13 protein-coding genes are annotated in these 19,824 nt (G+C 55.5%); 10 read left to right on the top strand and 3 right to left on the bottom strand.

What is annotated here, in order from left to right:
* Window positions 1-286 precede the first annotated feature (286 nt).
* The 5 genes from AY555_RS05035 to AY555_RS05015 all read left to right on the top strand — a co-directional run bounded on the left by AY555_RS05035 (window position 287) and on the right by AY555_RS05015 (window position 5,061).
* Window positions 287-595 (top strand): DUF485 domain-containing protein, encoded by a 309-nt coding sequence (locus AY555_RS05035; RefSeq protein ID WP_066134234.1) that lies wholly within the window; start codon window positions 287-289, stop codon window positions 593-595.
* Window positions 595-2,268 carry a cation acetate symporter gene (locus tag AY555_RS05030; protein ID WP_066134230.1) on the top strand — a complete coding sequence of 558 codons (1,674 nt, stop codon included), beginning with the start codon at window positions 595-597 and terminating at the stop codon, window positions 2,266-2,268. The genes AY555_RS05035 and AY555_RS05030 overlap by 1 nt, the downstream gene beginning before the upstream one ends.
* Window positions 2,269-2,369: 101 nt before the next feature.
* Window positions 2,370-4,184: a DUF294 nucleotidyltransferase-like domain-containing protein gene (locus AY555_RS05025; protein ID WP_066134227.1), complete on the top strand. Its 1,815-nt coding sequence runs from the start codon at window positions 2,370-2,372 to the stop codon at window positions 4,182-4,184.
* 14 nt (window positions 4,185-4,198) lie between these two features.
* Window positions 4,199-4,837 (top strand): 3'-5' exonuclease, encoded by a 639-nt coding sequence (locus tag AY555_RS05020; protein WP_066134223.1) that lies wholly within the window; start codon window positions 4,199-4,201, stop codon window positions 4,835-4,837.
* On the top strand, window positions 4,834-5,061 hold the full coding sequence (locus AY555_RS05015) for a YgaP family membrane protein (protein WP_066134220.1): 228 nt from the start codon (window positions 4,834-4,836) through the stop codon (window positions 5,059-5,061). Before AY555_RS05020 ends, AY555_RS05015 begins: the two co-directional genes overlap by 4 nt.
* Before the next feature lie 18 nt (window positions 5,062-5,079).
* On the opposite strand, the gene AY555_RS05010 is transcribed toward AY555_RS05015, so the two are convergent.
* A complete protein-coding gene (locus AY555_RS05010) occupies window positions 5,080-5,400 on the bottom strand; it encodes a DMT family transporter (RefSeq protein ID WP_066136586.1) in 321 nt (106 codons plus the stop codon).
* A gap of 146 nt (window positions 5,401-5,546) precedes the next feature.
* Window positions 5,547-6,467 carry a flagellin N-terminal helical domain-containing protein gene (locus AY555_RS05005; protein WP_156483300.1) on the bottom strand — a complete coding sequence of 307 codons (921 nt, stop codon included), beginning with the start codon at window positions 6,465-6,467 and terminating at the stop codon, window positions 5,547-5,549.
* A 313-nt stretch (window positions 6,468-6,780) separates the two neighbouring features.
* Between AY555_RS05005 and pseB the strand changes: the two genes are divergently transcribed.
* From pseB to AY555_RS04980, 4 genes are all read left to right on the top strand, one after another.
* Window positions 6,781-7,845 (top strand): UDP-N-acetylglucosamine 4,6-dehydratase (inverting), encoded by a 1,065-nt coding sequence (pseB, locus tag AY555_RS05000; protein WP_066134214.1) that lies wholly within the window; start codon window positions 6,781-6,783, stop codon window positions 7,843-7,845.
* Between the two features lie 21 nt (window positions 7,846-7,866).
* Window positions 7,867-9,087, top strand: coding sequence for a UDP-4-amino-4,6-dideoxy-N-acetyl-beta-L-altrosamine transaminase (gene pseC / locus AY555_RS04995; protein WP_322099086.1), 1,221 nt, complete (start codon window positions 7,867-7,869; stop codon window positions 9,085-9,087).
* Complete coding sequence (gene pseG / locus AY555_RS04990; RefSeq protein ID WP_066134207.1) at window positions 9,087-11,210, top strand: UDP-2,4-diacetamido-2,4,6-trideoxy-beta-L-altropyranose hydrolase; 2,124 nt, start codon at window positions 9,087-9,089, stop codon at window positions 11,208-11,210. Before pseC ends, pseG begins: the two co-directional genes overlap by 1 nt.
* Window positions 11,211-11,559: 349 nt before the next feature.
* The gene (locus tag AY555_RS04980) at window positions 11,560-12,690 is read left to right on the top strand and encodes a hypothetical protein (protein WP_066134203.1); all 1,131 of its coding nucleotides are present in this window, start codon (window positions 11,560-11,562) and stop codon (window positions 12,688-12,690) included.
* A gap of 47 nt (window positions 12,691-12,737) precedes the next feature.
* Here the strand turns inward: AY555_RS04980 and AY555_RS04975 are convergent, their stop codons facing one another.
* Complete coding sequence (locus AY555_RS04975) at window positions 12,738-18,458, bottom strand: trifunctional serine/threonine-protein kinase/ATP-binding protein/sensor histidine kinase (protein WP_066134200.1); 5,721 nt, start codon at window positions 18,456-18,458, stop codon at window positions 12,738-12,740.
* Between the two features lie 195 nt (window positions 18,459-18,653).
* Between AY555_RS04975 and AY555_RS04970 the strand changes: the two genes are divergently transcribed.
* Complete coding sequence (locus AY555_RS04970) at window positions 18,654-19,781, top strand: DegT/DnrJ/EryC1/StrS family aminotransferase (RefSeq protein ID WP_066134197.1); 1,128 nt, start codon at window positions 18,654-18,656, stop codon at window positions 19,779-19,781.
* Window positions 19,782-19,824: the final 43 nt, after the last annotated feature.

Genomic DNA, 19,824 nt, shown 5'->3' with positions numbered 1-19,824 from the left:
CACCAGACCAATACAGACAATACATAACGTCCGCGCCTGTCCTTTTTATCTCTTCCTGGAACACTCCGGTCAACAAATGCAACCTGAACCAGAGTCTCTTGCATATTTTGTTGTGGAATTCTTGCCTATTCACGATATCTTGATTGAACCATGCACGCTATAGGGGTAATCAGAGTCGAATAACAAGCTGTGCTCAGTGCCGCAATCGACGCGGCATATCGCAGCCAGTTTTTACAAACCAAGATGGACCAGGAAATACGATGCAGTAGAAAACGGGAGGAATATCGTGTCCAGCACAGTGTACGAGAAAGTTCGATCCAATCCAAAATTTCACGATCTCTGCACACGGCGCACCCGTTTTGCATGGATTCTTTCGGTAATCATGCTGGCCATATACTTCGGCTTTATTGCTGTTATTGCCTTCTCTCCATCCCTGTTCGGGATTCCCATTTCGGATAAAGGCGTTACAACAGTCGGGATTCCCATAGGAATTGGTGTTATCGTGTCCGCCTTTGTCCTGACAGGGATCTATGTTGCCCGAGCCAATAGCGAATACGATGACCTGACCCGCCAGATTGTGGAGGAATCCCGCTGATGTTGCATCGTTCCGGCTTTTCCCTCCTGCTTGCCTGCCCCCTTGTTCTGGCTGCATCCGCAGCCTTGGGGGCTGGGTCCGTTGACGGTGCTGTCCAGAAACAAGCGACCAACTGGACCGCAATTGCCATGTTTCTTGCCTTTGTTGCAGCGACACTCGGTATTACATACTGGGCAGCCAAACGCACAAAGTCGGCTAAGGATTTCTATGCTGCAGGAGGAGGTATCACCGGCTTCCAAAATGGTCTGGCCATTGCCGGTGACTACATGTCCGCAGCCTCGTTCTTGGGGATTGCAGGCTTGGTGTTTACATCGGGCTTTGATGGCCTGATCTACTCGATCGGCTTCCTTGTCGGATGGCCGATCATCCTGTTTCTGGTGGCTGAACGCCTGCGCAACTTGGGTAAATACACCTTTGCCGATGTCGCATCGTTCCGGCTCCAGCAAACACCGGTCCGGTCCATGGCCGCATCCGGAACATTGGTTGTTGTCATCCTGTACCTAATTGCCCAGATGGTCGGAGCCGGCAAGCTGATCCAGCTGCTTTTTGGTCTGGACTACAGCCTTGCCGTCGCTGTGGTTGGCATTCTGATGGTGGCCTACGTCATGTTCGGCGGCATGCTGGCCACAACGTGGGTCCAGATCATCAAGGCTGTCTTGCTGTTGTCAGGGGCAACCTTCATGGCCGTCATGGTGCTCGCCACCGTTGGATTTTCACCGGAAGAAATGTTCGCGCGCGCTGTGGCTAACAGCCCAAAGGGCAAAGCGCTGATGGCCCCCGGTGGTCTGGTCGCCGACCCGATTGATGCCATATCGCTGGGCATTGCCCTGATGTTCGGAACTGCGGGGCTGCCCCACATCCTCATGCGATTCTTTACTGTCTCGGATGCCAAGGAAGCCCGCAAATCCGTGTTCTATGCGACCGGATTCATCGGTTACTTCTACATTCTGACCTTCATCATCGGGTTCGGGGCCATCGTTTTGGTTCTTGGGCATCCGGAGTTCATGGCCGCAGACGGAAAAGGGATCAAGGGCGGATCGAACATGGCCGCCATTCATCTGGCCGCTGCGGTCGGGGGGGATGTCTTCTTGGGCTTTATCTCTGCGGTTGCCTTTGCCACAATCTTGGCCGTTGTCGCCGGGTTGACCCTGTCTGGTGCCTCGGCCGTTTCCCATGATCTGTATGCTTCGGTCTTCCGCGACGGGAAAGCCGAGGAAGCGGACGAGATCAGGGTGTCCAAGATCACGACCCTGTGCCTGGGAGTTATTGCAATCCTGCTGGGCATTGCCTTCGAAAGCCAAAATATAGCTTTCATGGTTGGCTTGGCGTTTTCGGTTGCGGCATCCGCCAATTTCCCGGTTCTCTTCCTGTCGATGTTCTGGAAAGGGTTAACGACAAAAGGGGCCTTTTATGGCGGCTTCTCCGGGCTGATATGCGCCACGGTTCTTGTTGTGCTGGGCCCACCGGTCTGGAAAACGGTTCTGGGACATCCTGCTGCCATTTTCCCGTACAGCAACCCGGCCATCATTTCCATGCCTCTGGCGTTCTTGGTCGCATGGATTATGTCGAAGATGGACGCTTCCGCTACGGCCGCAGCCGAAATGGAGGCCTTTGAAGACCAGTATGTCCGTTCACAAACCGGCTTGGGCGCAGAGGGGGCGTCCAAGCACTAGGGACAAGAGCCCCGGCAAAACGGAAGCCCCCGGGATGCACACAAGGCACGCCGGGGGCTTTTTCATCCGTAAACCCGCCTGATGTTGTGGATACAGGCCCGATGAGTGCCTTTGATTTTTCCATGCCGCCATTTGACCTTCTGGACACCCCGGGACGGGAGAAAGTGGCGCGCGCAGCCGACATTGCCTACTTCCAGCCCGGTGAACGCCTGACATCGCCAGACACGGCACAAGACCATCTGTTTGTCATCATGAAGGGCATTGTCACGGAATATGACGGTGACACCTTGGTCACCGTCCACGGACCGGGGGACTGCGTAGGTGCCATGACCTTGATCCGGGGACGCGCGTCCCCTGTATGCGAGGCACAGGAAGAAACGCTGGCCTATACACTTCCGCGCCAGCTTCTGCTGGATCTGTGCCGCAGTAACCTGCCCTTTGAACGGTATTTCACCGCATCGGTCAGCGAACGTCTTCTGGCTCGTGCCGAAGCCCGGACTAACAGGGGCATGGCTGCCTTTATGGTTGCCAAGGTCGGTGATGCCTACCTGCATCCACCCGTTTTTGCCGATGGCGCAACGGGGCTGCGCGATGCCGCACTGATGATGAAGAAAAACCACGCCACCAGCCTGTTGGTAAAACACGCAGATGGTCGCATTGGCATTCTGTCCGGCAGCGATATCCGCGAAGCGGTTCTGATTGAACAGAAACTATTGGATACACCGGTCGAACAATGCGCAAGCTTCGGAACAATCACCGTCCGTGCCGATGACTTCCTGTTCAATGCCCAGGTCATAATGACTAAGCACGGTGTGCGCCGGCTGCCTGTCCTTCATGACGGCCATGTTATCGGTGTCTTGGAATTAATCGATCTGCTTGGCTACATGTCCAGTCATTCCCATCTGGTTGCCATTCAGATCGAGCGAGCTGACTCTGTTGATACCCTAGACAAGGCCGCTCGGTCATTTGATCCCCTGTTAAGGGGATTGCATGGCTCAGGGGTCAAGGTTCGCTTTATTGCTGAAATGGTATCGGACCTTTCGCGCAAGCTGCAAAGACGCCTTTTCCAGTTTCTGGCCGAGCCGGAACTTGGGGAAAAAAGCTGCCTGATTGTGATGGGATCAGAAGGACGTGGCGAACAAATGGCCCGGACCGACCAAGACAATGCCCTAATTGTCGAGGACAGCATTGATCCGGATACACTGGAATCCCTGTGTCAGCGCTTTACCGAAGGCATGATCCAGTTTGGATGGCCACCCTGCCCCGGCAACATCATGGTCTCCAATCCCCAATGGCGGAAAACCTGTTCCGCCTTCCGCGACAACCTATTCCAGTGGATAGATCAACCCAACGAACAAAGCTTCATCAACCTAGCCGCATTCTTGGATGCACAACCGGTTGCCGGGTCCCCGTTGTTGCTGCACAGCCTGAAAGAAGACCTTTTCAGCCGTGTCAGCGACAGCGACATGTTCATCAGCCATTTTGCACGACCTGTATTGTGGTTTGATACCCCCGGGGGCGGTCTGTGGAACACCCTGCTACAAGGAGGCAGTCGCAGCGAGCCCCTAGATATCAAGAAGGCCGGAATCTTTCCCGTTATACATGGCGTCAGGGCACTCGCCCTGCAGGGACGGATCATGGAAACTAATACCTTTGACCGCATTGATACCCTGCGGGACACCGGAAGACTTGACCGTGACTTGGCCGATGAACTGGTAGAGGCCCTGCAGTTCATGATGGAGCTCCGCCTTGGAACCAGCATTAGCCATAAAGGTACGGATATCGCAGGCACAGACACCCTGATCAATCCTAGGACCCTTGGCAAGCTGCAGTACGATGCCCTGCGGGATTCCCTGGCGATTGTACGCCGTTTCCGCAATCACCTGGTGACGCGCCTGCGTCTGGATGCATTCTAGGAGAGGCTTATCCTGTGTTCTCGCTGCTCAGCCATGCCTGGAATAGACGCTGCCTGAAAGATCTGTCGTGGCGCTTCCTATTCGGGCCAGAACACCCGGACGAAGTTGTCTGCTTTGATTGCGAAACAACCGGCCTAGATCGGGAAAAGGATGATATTATCTCGCTGGCTGCGGTCCGAATTCGCGGAAACCGGATCCTGACCAGCCGAAGCTTGGAACTGTTCATTCGCCCGGGTCGGGCCATAAACCGCGATGCCATCCGCATCCACCATCTGCGTGAAACCGATGTGGCCGGTGGCTTTGCCCCACAGGAGGCCATGGCGCGCTTCCTGCATTTTATCGGCACACGCCCGCTGGTCGGTTATTACTTGGAGTTTGACATTGCGCTGGTAAACCGCCTGCTGAAACCATGGCTGGGGATTCGCCTGCCAAATCGTCGAATCGAGGTATCCTCTCTCTACTACGACAGAGAAATTGCACGGCACGATCCCCTGTGGAGGGGGCATGTTGACCTGCGCTTCGATACCATGATGCAGACACTGGACCTGCCACGCCTCAAGGCTCACAATGCCTTGGACGATGCCGTTATGACGGCCCTGATGTATGTGAAGCTTCACAGCAAACCAGTGCGGAAACACGGAGAACGATCATGAAACGCAACATAGGAACAATAGACCGGGCCCTGCGCCTGATTGCAGGCGTTGCACTGATTGGTTCAGCCCTTGTCGGGGCCATTGACGTGTGGGGCTATGTTGGAGTGATCCCGCTGCTGACCGCCGTGTTCGGCTACTGCCCGGTTTACGTCCTGTTCGGTTTCCAGACCTGCCCGCTTGAGACTGAGGACACCAGCCAAGGAAACCCGCCAGCCAACGCATAGCGATAACATGTGCGTGAGTCAGGATTCCAGTTTCAAGCCTATGACTCCGCAGACAATCAGTGCGGTAAAGACAATCCGCCGGACCGTCAGCGGGTCTTGGTGCAGGATGATTCCGGCGGCAACAACCCCGACAGCCCCTAACCCGGTCCAGACTGCATAGGCCGTCCCGATCGGGATTCCCCTCATGACAAAGGACAAAAGCCCGATATTCAGAACCGTCAGAAGCAGACAGCTTCCAAGCGTCATAACCCCAGGTTCCTGCTGAACGGCCTTAAGGCTGAGTGCCCACATCACCTCGGTAACAACCGCCACAAACAAGACACCCCAGTAAACAGACATTCTGATACCCCACATATGGACAGGCCAACACTACCTGTGCCCGGAAACGGGTATCACCATAAGAAACGTTTGCAAACTATGGCAAAGAAAAACGGTGCCGGATTATTTCGTCCGGCACCGCCCATATGCAACAAGGGAACAGCACACTACCTGAAGAGCTGCAGCACCGACTGTTCGGACTGACCGGCGAACGACAGCGCCTGAATCCCCAGCTGCTGCCGGGTCTGCAGGGCCAAAAGGTTTGCGCCTTCCTCGTTCAGGTCGGCAAGAACAAGCTTGTCAGACCCTTCAGACAGGATGTTTGTATAGTTCTTGGTAAAGTCCAGACGTACCTGGAGGATAGCCACCGCACCCCCGAAGGATGCCGCCTTGGCGCGCACGTTGTCGATTGTGCGTTCCAACCGGTTGGTAACCTTGTCGGCAAAGTTGTTATAGCTGGCCAGATTTGGTGCAACCGAAAGATCATAGACTGAAAGAGCTGCCGTAAATCCGAGGCGTTGGAGAACAGTAATCCCCAAGCCCGCCTTTGAAACATTCATACTCAACACGCCATTAATCGTCGTGCGGAACAAGCGCGAAGCGTTGAAGTTCAGGCCGTTGATCTCCAGCTTTGAGTCCGCTTTCTCAGAGAAATAAACTGTCAGCTTGGCCGCTGAGGAATTCAGCAGATTCTGGCCTTGGTAGGACGTATCATCAATCAGCTTCTGGATCTGCCAGGCCAGCGAGCCAAGCTGCGACGTGAATTCCTGCCGCTGTTCCTTGGTCGCCGTACGCGAACTGTTGACAATACCGCGCATCTGGTTAGCCAGCTGCTCAAGTCGCTCGGTTGTCTCGACCACCACCTTCAGGGCGTTGATCCCTTGGTCAATCGAGTCCTTGCGCGCAGAGAGATCGCGGGAACGGTCACTGAGTGATTTGGCCTGAAAGTATTTCAGGGCATCATCGATAACCGAAGACACGGCCTTGCCTGTTGACAGACGCCCTTGGGTACGATTGACCAAAGACTGCGTATACTGCAGTGACAACAGGTTCGCCCGGCTGGAGGCAGTAAGGGAGATGTCAGCCATGGGTTTGCATCCTCTATTCTTGAAAATGCCTTCAACCCCGTTCTGGGGGATCTCCAGCACAAGCGCGCCCGGAAGATCTGTCCGTGCAGGCTGTCCCGATGACGCAATACTGCATTTACAGGAGAAGTGTTACCCAATGGTTAGTGGCTAACCCATTCAAAACACAAACATATAGGCAGATATTGCCTAGTGCCGGAAAGGCCTATGAAATATAAAAACAAACATCATCTGCATCGGATTCCGTGTACAGTACCAACAGGAAATTTTATCAATCACCATTGTTTCCCGATTGTCATTAACAGGGGGAAATCTTATGCACGACCCAGTTCCCATCCGCCGGTTCGACTCTCCGTCACCCGATCTGGACGGCGCTTCCATTCTGGTAACCGGTGGAACCGGGTCTTTTGGCCAGCAGTTTGTGCGCACGGTTCTGGACCGCTACCGCCCCAAGCGCTTGGTTGTCTTCTCCCGCGATGAGCTGAAGCAAAGTGAAATGGCAGCTGTCTTCTCACCCGATGTACACCGCTGCATGCGTTATTTTCTGGGTGATGTGCGTGACCGCATGCGCCTAGAGTTTGCCATGCGCGGTATTGATTACGTCATTCACGCGGCAGCCCTTAAACAAGTCCCCGCAGCTGAATACAATCCGATAGAGTGCATCCATACCAACATCATAGGAGCCGAGAATATTGTGTACGCCGCTATCCGGGCTGGCGTAAAAAAAGTTGTCGCACTGTCTACTGACAAGGCTGCCAATCCCATCAACTTGTATGGGGCCAGCAAGCTGGCTTCTGACAAAATCTTTGTAGCCGCGCGCCATATTGCCGCTGGCTCTCCCCGCTTTTGCGTTGTCCGTTATGGCAACGTTCTGGGATCACGGGGCAGCGTAGTCCCTTTCTTCCTAGACTTGATGGCACAAGGCGTCGACAGCCTGCCCGTAACGGACGAGCGGATGACACGCTTCTGGATTTCCCTGGAACAAGGCGTGGATTTTGTTTTGTCCAGTCTGGCCCTGATGCAGGACAGCGAAGTCTTTGTTCCAAAAATTCCCAGCGCCCGCGTTGTTGATATTGCACAGTGGATGGCCCCTCACTTGAAACTGCGCACCGTTGGCATACGACCAGGCGAGAAGCTGCATGAAGCTATGATCCCCTTGGACGATGCACGATCGACGCTCGAACTGCCGGACCGCTATATTTTGCTGCCGACCCCTGCACACTCAGATACTCCGCGCCGGGAATTTGGCGGGTCAACCCCAGTTGATGAGTCCTTCTCGTATACATCAGATAAAAATAACGAGTGGATTGACCGAGACGCTTTTCTCGCTGCCGTTCACAGTAAATTTCCTGACAAACGTCATCTTCTTCCCGCATCCTAGGAGGGGCCACGCCGGAGCAACATGATGGGTTCGGAACCATTTCTACCATATGGGCGCCAACTTATTGACGACGATGATGTTGAAGCCGTCGTGCAGGTCCTGCATGGAGACCTGATCACCACAGGACCAGTTGTCACACACTTTGAGCACGCGCTGGGTCAGCGTATCGGGGCATCATCTGTTGTTGCATGCTCCAGTGGCACTGCAGCCCTGCACCTAGCACTCCTAGCGCTGAACCTGCAACCGGGAAAGCGGGATGCAGCCATTGTTCCCAGCGTTACCTTTGCAGCCACAGCCAATGTCGCCCGTTTTATTGGTCTTCACGTGGTATTTTCCGACGTTGACCCAGAGACTGGTCTGATGCGGGATTGCGATCTGGAAGCCGCCCTATGCCGGGCTCGCTCCGACGGATTGGTTCCCCGCGTTGTCCTGCCTGTCCATTTTGCCGGACAAAGCGCCGATGTTCCGGTTCTGGTTGATATTGCCAGCAGCGCCAGCTGCGCCGTGGTGGTCGATGCCGCCCATGCACTGGGATCGCAGGAACCAGGGGGCATTCCGGTCGGAAGTGACCAAAGCACGGCACACATGACCTGCTTCTCGTTCCATCCCGTAAAAACAATTACCACCGGCGAAGGGGGAGCCGTCACCACCTCAGACCCCGATCTGGGGCAGACGCTGCAGCGTCTGCGCAGTCATGGCATCACACGGGAACCCTCTGCCTTCATGAACAGGGATATGGGATTCACCGAAGAGCGTGCCAATCCATGGTACTATGAACTGCAGGATATCGGCCCAAACTACCGTATTACGGATATCCAGTGCGCCCTTGGTCTGAGCCAGCTTGGCAAGCTGGACCGGTTCCTGGAAAGCAGGGCGGCCCAAGTCGCTCGCTACCACGAGCGACTTGCTCCCATGGCTCCCCTGATCCGTCCACTGAAGAACCTGCACCGTCCACAAACCGGGTGGCATCTTTTTGTTGCCCTGATCGACTTTGACGCTGCCGGGACCAGCCGTGCGCACGTCATGGACGCACTCCACAAGGCCGGTATAGGAACCCAAGTTCATTATATCCCGGTGCATACACAACCCTATTATCGCCAGCATAGTCCATGGGCTGAACTACCGGGTGCCATGGAGTATTATCGCCGCACGCTGTCACTGCCCCTGTTCCCGGGAATGACCGTCGATCAGGTTGACCGCGTTGTTGATACTCTGCAATCCCTGCCGGAGCTGCAGGCTTGATGACAAAAACAGTCTGCATAGTCCAGGCCCGGATGACATCATCCCGTTTGCCGGGAAAGGTGCTGGAAGACTTGGCGGGAAAGACTGTTCTGGCACATGTCCTGGAACGATGTGCCGCAACGCCCGGGGTAAACCAGGTTGTGGTGGCAATCCCCGACGAACAAACCGATGAACCCGTTGTACAGGAAGCAACCCGCCTTGGCTTTCCCGTGTGGAGGGGATCGCGCGATGACGTCCTGTCGCGGTTTCATGGCGCAGCCCATGCCTTCGGTGCCGATATCATTCTCAGGGTCACCAGCGATTGCCCGCTGACAGACCCGTCGGTCAATGGACAGGTTCTGGCACTGGTTACGACCGATATAGACTATGCCTGCAATGCCGCTCCTCCCCTCTGGCCGCACGGGCTGGAGGCAGAAGCGTTCACCCTGCAATGGCTTGACCGTGCCCACAAGGAAGCCCGTCGCCCCAGCGAGCGGGAACATGTTGGTCCCTTTATCCGTAACCATCCGGCTGCGCGCAAGGCAACCCTGCCCGGCCCGGGCGAGCCGGAATGCTTGTGGCGCTGGACTCTTGACACCCCGGATGATCTGGTTTTCCTGCGCACTCTTTTTTCTAGGATGCCCACGGATGAAAACCGTTTCAGTTGGTCCGCACCTGCAGCCATCATGCGCCGCTATCCTGAACTGGCATCAATCAATGCCGGACATGACCGTCTGGAAGGGCTGAAAAAGTCGCTGCGGGCAGATGCCCTCCGTGCAGGCAAGACGGCAATCATCCGGTGTGATGCCGGTCCAAGGCGCGGAGGGGGACACCTGATGCGCTGCCTGAATCTCAGCCAAGGACTGTCAGCCTTGGACTGGTCCTGTCATTTTGCCGTTGCAACAGGCAGCTTTGAGGCAACAGGCCGGACCAAGCCACCGGGAACCTTGGAGTTATCGGATGATTCGGTCATGGACCCCGATGCCCTGCGTCACTGGATGCCCGATGGATGCGACCTTCTTGTCGTCGATCACTATGACCTAGATGCCACGTGGGAACAAAGCCTGTACGGCTGGGCAAGAATGATCCTGAGCCTTGATGACCTCCAGGGGCGCGCACATTGCGGCGCTGTCCTGTCTGCCATACCCCTGCCCCCGGCAGGCCCAGGACCGTGGCTATGTGGCCCGGACTGGGCAATCCTCAATCCCGCATTCCTAGCACTGCGTCACAAAGCACTGGAACGGCGCCAGTGCATGCAACCTGTTGAAAGAATTTTAGTCTCATTCGGCCTGACAGACCCGGATAATACAACATCCCTGGCTTTGGATGTTCTGCGCACAACAGTCCAAGGCTTGACCATTGATGTTGTCATTGGCTCAGGTTCACCATGGCTGGAAGCCATCAGGGCCGCCGCCGCTCAATGTGATCCCCCCGCACAACTTCACATTGATGCTGAGGATATGCCCTCCTTACTGCTCAAGGCTGATATGGCGATCGGTGCCGGAGGCGTCAGCGCCTTTGAACGGTGTTGCCTTGGCCTGCCGTCCATACTGATCCAGATTGCCGACAACCAGAAGGAAACGAGCGCGCTTTTCTCAGAACATCGGGCCGCTTTGGACTTGGGGCCCCGCGCTGATCTCCGTATCGGTGACTTGGAGAGAAGCATACACGTTATGCTTCATAACCCAGGTAAACGCGCTGCAATAGCACAGGCAGCAGCATCCCTATGTGACGGACGTGGCCTATTACGAGCCATGTGTGCCTTGTTTCCTGCCGTCACGCCGGCAGGATCTTCTGTCACACTCCATCCCGTCCAAAAAACGGAAACACAGAAGCATCAAGGGCGAGATCATCTTGTATCCGATATCTTGGTCGATGGGCAGAAATACGGGTCATTAACACTGGAACACGTATCTACCAACGCGGGCAGCGATGATGAGAATGCAAAAGCACCCGCGATGATGCTCACAGTATCCTTGGAAACAAGGACCGCAGATGTGATCGAAGCCACCCTGATCCTAGCTCGTCGACTGGCTCCATGGGAGAAGCTTATAGCCCACGAAGAGACAATTCCGGGCGTCATACTCATGCAGGCCGGATACACGCCCCTAGGTAATAACCTGTTTGCACAAGAACCAATGTAATGAAAACGGCTCTCTTGCCTTTACCACGCATCATGCAGGCCGAATCGGGAACCAGACTGCCCCGGCCACTCCTTGAAAAGGGCAAGGGATTCTACAGCCCACGATTCGTTGCAAAACAGACATATTTTGACATCTGACAAGAGTATACTGGAAACAAGCCGTACAGCTTTCTCCTTGTTGGACAACGAGAAAAAGCAACGCAGAGAAATGGTGAACCACCGTACTTCTCTTTCCAGATGACTCCCCATGACAAAGCACGCACTATGTAACGTGTGCTTGGAAAGCTTTCCGTAAGGCTTTTCTGGCAGTGTTGCCGTCAGGAGTTTCTGAGAAAAGGGCGTGGCAACTTATGGTAGACTTAACCCAACTACGCAGAATGCCAACACCCAACGTCTTGACCGCTGTCAATACGTTCAATAAGTCTTTAGTTGTAACCGCCAAGCTCCAAGAAACCATACAAAATCAACTGAATGCCAAGGCAGCCATGATTGGGGATCGCTATGCCGCATCGGTATCGGCAAAAGGTCTCGATCGCGCAAAATGGGCACGTACCGAAGACAGCGTGCGGAGTGCCGTTGACAAGATTGACTATGCACTTCAGGCCCTGACCGATATTGCCAACACGCTGCCCCAGATGAAGTACGTCGTCCAGAAGGCAGAAGCTGATTCTGCTGAGAAGCCTGAAAATGTAGCGGCCTACGCACAAACCCTTCAGTCTTATATCCGCTCCATGGACGTCTCCATTACCAGTGCACGTGGGCGCACACCGCTGCTGGACAGCCAAAGCGGTGGACTGATTTACAGGACCGGAATCACTGAGGGCGAACAGATTGAATATGGACGGGATCTTTCCGCACGCTTTTCCCTCGAGAAGGGTAATATCCGGTGGGAAGCAAACAGAACTTCAAACTCTTTGATTGAATATCAAGATGGGAAAGAAACTAAAAACTCTGGCACTTTAACCGGTGGCGTGCGCTTGGATGCAATCAATCCCGATGGAACTGTTGACTTCACGATCGGGGCCAGTACCGCTGTACCGCAGACAATGACTGGCTTTACGGTGAAACGCAGTGGGCTTGACGTTGCTGACTCATGGTTCTACGAAGACTTGGCAACCGAAGATGGACGTGCGCGCGCGCTGAAAGACATCGAGACTGCGCGGGGCACCATTGTCGCGCAAAAGACCCGCATTGAAAGCATGAAAATTACCGCTGAGTTCTACGCACAAAGGGCAAAAGCCGCCATCGCATCCATTGATGCCGATAACATAAAGACTGCGGAAGCCCAGGCAGCGGAAATAGAGAAGCTGAAAAGCGAGGAATCCCTGAAGGCCCAAGTTTTGCTACGCTCTGTGATGCAAAGCGAACAGCTCTCACAAACCTATGCCTCTGTCCTCAAGATCCGGGACAATCCCCTCCTTCTCAAGAAAAAGATCCGGAACGCAAAGATTTTTGACACGATCCTCAAGGTCTCCGTCTAGGCATGGGCCTACCCTCGATCAGAAGCAAAATCCGGATTGTCTCCTGATCAGTCGTGAAGACGTGGCGGCCCTTGGTTTGTAACCGTCAGGGCTGCCAAAGGCCCACTTTGCGTTGCTCCTTCTGGTTCAACCGGCATAGTGATAACAAGCCGGGTGCCTCTTCCAGGTTCGGAGTCCACCGTTATCGTTCCCCCAAGAACACCGGTCACAAGATTGAACACAATGTTCAGACCCAACCCCGATCCACCGGATCCGCGACGGGTTGTAAAGAAGGGATCGAACATACGGTCCCTCACTTCTCCGGATACTCCCTTTCCATCATCAGCAAACACCAGCTCCAGCATACCTCCGGCGATCGGACGGACACTGACGGACAGAATGCCTTTCTGCCCTTCGTCATAAGCGTGCATGACGGCATTTGTCACAAAATTGGATAAAATTTGGGACAAGGCCCCAGGCCAACTGACAATCTCCAGATCCGGGGGGCAGGAAACCTCAAGGCGATGGCCTGCCTTGCGCAGCATGGGCCCGAAACTACGCAAGACATCATTGATATACTCCGACAACCGGAAGCGCGTTTTTTCACCTCCACTCCGATCGACAGCGATCTGTTTAAAGCTGTTGATCAGATCTGCCGCGCGCTGGATATTTGCCACCATCAGGGATGTCGTTTCCGTGGCCTGCGCCACAAACTGTTCGAACTCGGACTTCCGCAATACCCCTGATGCCATTTGGCGGTTGATCACATTGGCCCGCTCCATCAGGAAAGAAGCGGCTGTTAGGGTCACACCAACCGGGGTATTAATTTCGTGGGAAACGCCGGCGACCAGTTCACCCAAGGATGCCATCTTTTCAGCCTGAATCAGGTCGTGGCGGGCGCTGCGCAAGTCTGACAAGGCACGCTCTGCCGCCGTCCGTGCCGTTTCCAGTTCCTGCTCGCGCTTCAGCTCGCCAGTGACTTCCCTGAAAATCAGGACCTCCCCCCCGCCAGGCATCACCTGCCGCCGGACCCGCAGTATCCGCCCATCGGCAAAAACAAGGTCAGCACTCTCCATCTCCGGGCCCCCATCAGCACCCTGCGGGCGCCCACCCCTTTCCAGAAGACGTACAGCATCAGTATCTGCAGAACCCGGAGCGACGGCAGCTTCCATAACAGATGACAGGGGTGTCCCCCGTCGTCGTAAACCCGGTGGAATACGGAACAAATCACAAGCCCGGCGGTTCCAGGCCACCAGTCGTCCTTCCGGATCGCAGGCAATCAACGCATCGGGTATGGATTCCAAGGTTGCATCTACCAACCGGCTCTGGCGACCAAGCGTTCTGGCCAATTCGGCTACCTGGGTCTCAAGATCACTGTTCAGAGCGGACAGGTGCTGGTACAGCCTTGCATTTTCCAAGGCAACAACAGCCTGTGCAGCAAGATAGTGCAAGAACTCCATCCGGGCCGGTGTAAAAAGGCCAGCGGTCCGGGCATGCTCCAGCCACAGCATTCCACCGGGCGCTCCACCTTTTGAGAGGGGCATGCACAGCAAGGAACGCGTCTGGGTATGACTGATATAGGGATCCAGAACGAACGGACCCGTTTTCGTCGCATCATCCAGCAGCACGGGTTCGCCCGTGCTCTCGGCCAAGGCAAAAACAGCCGGACTGAACAGCATCGCAACATCATTCTGCCCTGGATCCCCTGTTACAGCAACCGGCCGACGGATACTGTCCACCCGCGCTGTTGAGGCATCACTTTCTGCCTCAATAGCCCAGCCATCGCCTCCCCTCAGGAATAACAACCCACGGCTGGCACTTGCAGCACCCATTGTAATCCGCAGAATATTCTCCAACAGGACAGAGCGCTGAAGCTCGCCGGAAATAACACGCGCAGCCCGCATGGCTGCCGCAAGATCAAGACCTCCCTCGCGGGATGTTTTGACCGGTCGTCCGGGACGCTCTCCCACATCATCACGCAAATCAACCCAACGGCTGCGCAAAAGAGAGACCAGTCCCTCCGCTCCCCAACTGCGCGCGACATCAAGAGCCTGCCGCCGCCATGACAAGGCGATACGGGACTGGCGCTGCCCGTCATGGAAGGATGCCGCCATAAGACAAATCAGGATTTCGTCAGCATAAATACCGTTATCCGCTGCTGTCTGAAAGGCTTTGGCATACAGACCCTCGGCTACTGTCAGGCGGAACGATACGCGGGCAACTTCGGCCTCGACCAGCAACAGGCGTTGCAGATGGTTCACCGGACCGATATCGGCCCGCTCCTGCATCAGGGGCAAGAAGCGCCGCAGTGCCAGACGCCGTTCGGATTCGCTAACACTCCGACTGTTCAGAATCGCCAGAACGTAGAGCCAGTCATAAATAGCAACAGATAATGTACCCTCGATACGGCGCGCAACGGCCGCAATACGGCGTGCAAATTCTAGGGCATGACCGTATTCGCCACAGATGACCGCAAGAAATAGCACAACAATTCCCGCCCCACCTGCCAGCGCAGGATGAGCCGAATTGAAAAGACGTTCCAGAAAGGCACGCTCCTCCTCAAGAATCCCGGGGAGATCGGCAGATACAAGGCTGTCCTGCATCAACAGACGGCAGGTACGCTGAACAGTCATCAACCAAGGACGAAAGTCACGGTTTCCCGTACGCTGGCAGAACTCCAAGGTTCCTGCGGTTTCAGAGGCCAGCTGGGGCAAGGATCCACCGTTGTAGAAAGCCAGCTCAACAGAAATCCCCATGGCCATGATAACAGAGCCATCATCCCCGATACGGCCTGCTTCGGCAGCACAGACACGCAACGCATCGCGGGCTGCATGCAAGTTCTCACCCCAATGCAGCCCGAGGCAGCGCGCAGCCAGCTCGGCTCGAACCCGCATCATTCCCGAGGGCAAAGAGGCAATAAAACGGATTGTACGACGGGCCAGACTCTCAGCCAGACGGATACGCCCCTCACTGGCAACCTGCATAACCGCCGAGGCATGGGCGGCAGCAAGGGATCCCGGCGTCCCGCTGTCCAACGCAAGCCGGACAAGCACGGCAACGGCACGCGGAGACAGGGCTGGCCCAGATGGGAAACAAGCAGTTGCCGCTGTAAACAGAAGACCCACGGCGGCATCCAGCGAACGACTGGGCCCAGAACTTGCCTGTGGCTCTGTCACCATCAAACGAGGAAACAGCCAAGATAGTCGAATCTTAGTCAGCCCACGACCAAACCAGCTGTTATCGGGCCGAACATTTAGACCCATGGACGAAAGCGCAGAAACGGCAACGGCCATGGCTTCCGCCCGATTACCTTCTGCAGCAAGGGAAAAAATAAGGTACTCGAGAGCCGGTGCTGCCGCGGCAACATCTCCTGTCCCCGCAAGCAAGGCATCCGCCGCGTGTTGCAGACTATCCCTGAAATCCAGCGCGCAGGCTGACTCCGCTTGCGCAAGAAAAAGGTCATGAGCCAGAACAGGATGGAGCTGCCATGGGTCAGATCCAAGACTGTCGATACCAGAGACCGCATGATCATAAGCCACAGCATAGGCAGCCAAGGCCGCAGCGCGCCGGGCTGCCTCGTGCTCCAGCTCGGCCAGACGCCCCCCAAGCCGGGGGTCATCCGCCTCGATATGGCCAGCGCGCACGTGATCCAGTGCCGTAAACAAAAGAACAGAGGGGGCATCGGTACCCAGTTCCTGACACAGGGTCAAACCAATCATCTGATGGTGAAACGCCTGTTCCTCTTCCGACATCAAGGAAACAACGGCATCACGAACAAGGTGGTGATTGAATATCAAATAGGGAACACCATGGCCGCCATCCGGATCAGGAACGGGAGCATGAGGCAAAAGCAGGACGCCACGCTCCAAGGCAATACCAAGACGCTCGAGGATAACCGCAGGGGCAAGATGCACAACCCGGGTCAAGAGATCCATGGATACAAAAGATCCAAGACACGCCGCCGTCATCAAAATCTTGCAGCACTCTGCACCAAGATCATCAATGGCCTGATGCAGGGCATCGCGGGGATCGTGAGCAGACAGGTACTCGCCAAGAACAGCACCATCCCAAGACCACGTCCATGTGGTACGGTCCAGCACAATTTTCCCTTGGTCATTCAAGATACGCAACAGCGTGTGAATCCAGAATGGATTCCCCCCGCTGTGGGCAATAAGCAGGTTGGCCAGTTCCTCTATACCTGATGGAGCACCGCCAAACATATCTGTTAGCAGGGCGACAACATGATCAACCGACAAGGCGCCAAGCGCCACAAGAGGTGGCATGCTTCCATTACGGTCACTGCGACGCAGCAAGGACGAAACAGGGTGATTGGCCCCCACCGCATCTTCCTGCCACGCAACAACAACCAGTAAGTGGCGCAGGTCACCCTCGGCCAGAATGTAGCGCACCAAAGCAATACTGGAGGAGTCCGCTTCATGCAGATCGTCCATGACCAGAACCAGAGGCCTGGATGGACCGGCAACAGCCTGCAGGAAACGTAGAACGGAACGAAACAACCGCGCTTGGTTCTCACGGAGCGGAAGGGGGTCGGGCAAAGGACGGCGGCCAACGATCAAGGCAAGATCAGGCACCAGATCCAGCAAAACCCCGAGATAATCGGGAGGCAAAGCCTCAAGACGGGCCCGGGCTGCGTACAGATCCGCCTCTCCACCCCCAAGCAGACCAGCAACAAACTCTGAGAAAGCCTCTGCCAGAACACCATGGGGAGACCAGCTTTCGCGTCCACCAAAGCGGGCAACCATAACAGCCATCAAATGACCGGCAAGCGGAAACACCTCATTCACCAAGGTTGTCTTACCGATCCCGGCAGGTCCACAGACCATGACAAAACCACCCTCGCCATTAAGAACATTGTCCCGACAGCGGCGAAGCATCGTGATTTCGCGGGATCGTCCATACAAGCGACTGGGCTGGGCAAACCGTTCAAAACGATCGAAGCGACCGGGGTGGAACCCTCCGGCACGTGATGCCGGATCCGTAGCAGGCACAGGGGAAGCAGACGGTGTTCGGCATGCCAGAAGGTCGGCCTCCAGACCAACTAGGCTTTGGTATCGATCCTCAGGTGCTGGAGCCAGCAACTTGAGTACAATCGCTGCCAACGGCCGTGAAATACCCGGACTGCGCAAGGCAACCTGAACTGATGAAGAACCAGAGCGCACTGCACTCCCCGTCAGCATCTCAAAAAGAACACAACCAAGAGCATAGTAGTCATTACGGAAATCATCCGGACGAACAGGCCCACGACCTTCACCATGCACGGAACGCATTTGCGGAAGTTCGGGGGGCAAGGGAAATGTCGCCGGATCCGTCCGGTCCAGAACCGCATCTAGGTCAGCCAAGCGTACGGTACCATCATGATCAAGAAGGACATTAACGGTTGACACATTGCGGTGTAGAAGGCCTGCGGCATGCAGATACGACAGCGCACGCACAAGCCCGATCGATGTATCAATGAATGTCATACGGTCAAAGGGACCACGCGAGATCTCGGTTGCCAATGTCCGGGCACCGGTATCAGCCATAACCAGAACAACGCCAGCCTGATCTTCCAGAAAATCGACAGCCGGGGGCGTTACAGTCCCCCCCAAACGGACAAGCAGCCGATACTCGCGGTGCAAACGCTCGACGGCATCCAAGGATGGCAAGCCGGTGTTGATATATTTAACTACAACAGCAAGGGCGTCACTATCACGCCGACCGCGCCATACCGTATGTATACGTCCAGCGTGAAGGCATGATTCCAAAGTGTAACCACTAATAAGGCGCATAGAAGACCGGACTCCCCGGCTGTATATCAAGAAGCGATCATACACAATGGCAGGATAACGTGTCACAATCACTCGCCATTAACGGATTATGCGCAAATATTGACGACAGGGACATGCAATGGCATGACCGTAAAAGGACTTTTACTTTGCATTCTCGTCCACGGATTATCTCGTCCCCTTCTCTGGAATGGCTCCATGTCTTTCCCCGACAGCGTACCGGTCCTTCGCCCTTCTCTTCCACGAACGGAACATCTCCTTCCATGGCTGAAACAGATCGATGAAACGCGCATCTATTCCAACCATGGTCCACTGACCAATCTGTTCCGGGCCAACCTTGCATCCTGTCTTGGCACCCATCCTGATACGATCGTCCTTGCCAGCAGCGGAACAACAGCCTTAACCATGGCGCTTCTGGCTCTGGATCTGCCGCGGCCTTCGGCGTGCGCCGTTCCGGCTTGGTCCTTTCCAGCCTGCGCCCATGCTGTCCTAGCTGCCGGCATGGAACCTGTACTGCTGGATGTCAGCCAGAGTAGCTGGACTATTACTCCGGATTCCGTGCTGGCCGCAGCACATAGCCGGCACAAGGATGCCCCCCCCTTGCGCGCAGCCATGCCTGTCAGGGCCTTCGGACAACCATTGGATCCAGCAGCCTGGGAAGACCTGCAAGACAATCATAATATTGCCGTCATCATTGATTCTGCATCAGGGTTTGACAGCCTGCGTATTACACATATTCCACAGATTGTCAGCCTTCACGCCACCAAATGCCTTGGGATCGGGGAAGGTGGTTTTATCGTATCGCTTGATCCCGCATTCTGTCGTGCTGCAGCATGTTGTGGAAATTTCGGTTACCTCGGGGTACGCAATGCAGAGCGAATCGCGATCAATGGCAAGCTCAGTGAGTATCACGCAGCCGTAGGCCTCGCGGCTTTGGAGGAATGGCCGGAACGCCGGTCCCGTCAATGCAGCGTAGCAAGGGCCATGCGCCGTGCGTTGTCCACGGTCGATGACATAAGCCTACTTCCCGGATGGGGGCAAGACTGGATTACCTCTACATGCTTGGTATCGGCAAATCCTGATGTCATAGAAAACCTAGAAAAGGATATGGCAAGAGCACACATTGAAACCCGGCGCTGGTGGCCACGCCCCTTGCCAGAGCAACCCGCCTTCGCATCCTTCTCGGCACACGATACACCCGTCGCACAGCATCTGGCACGCAGCACAATCGGGCTACCTTTTTCCGAAGACATGGATTACGAAACGATACAGCGCATTGCAAATACGGCACGTGTGCATATCCGCCAGAAACAGCCCATAGCATGAACAAACCACATACCTTCAGAGCACCAGATATCAAAGAAGGATA

The sequence above is a fragment of the Haematospirillum jordaniae genome (genome assembly GCF_001611975.1).
Classification (GTDB): Bacteria; Pseudomonadota; Alphaproteobacteria; order Rhodospirillales; family Rhodospirillaceae; genus Haematospirillum; species Haematospirillum jordaniae.
This window is presented reverse-complemented; position numbering and strand designations above follow the sequence as displayed.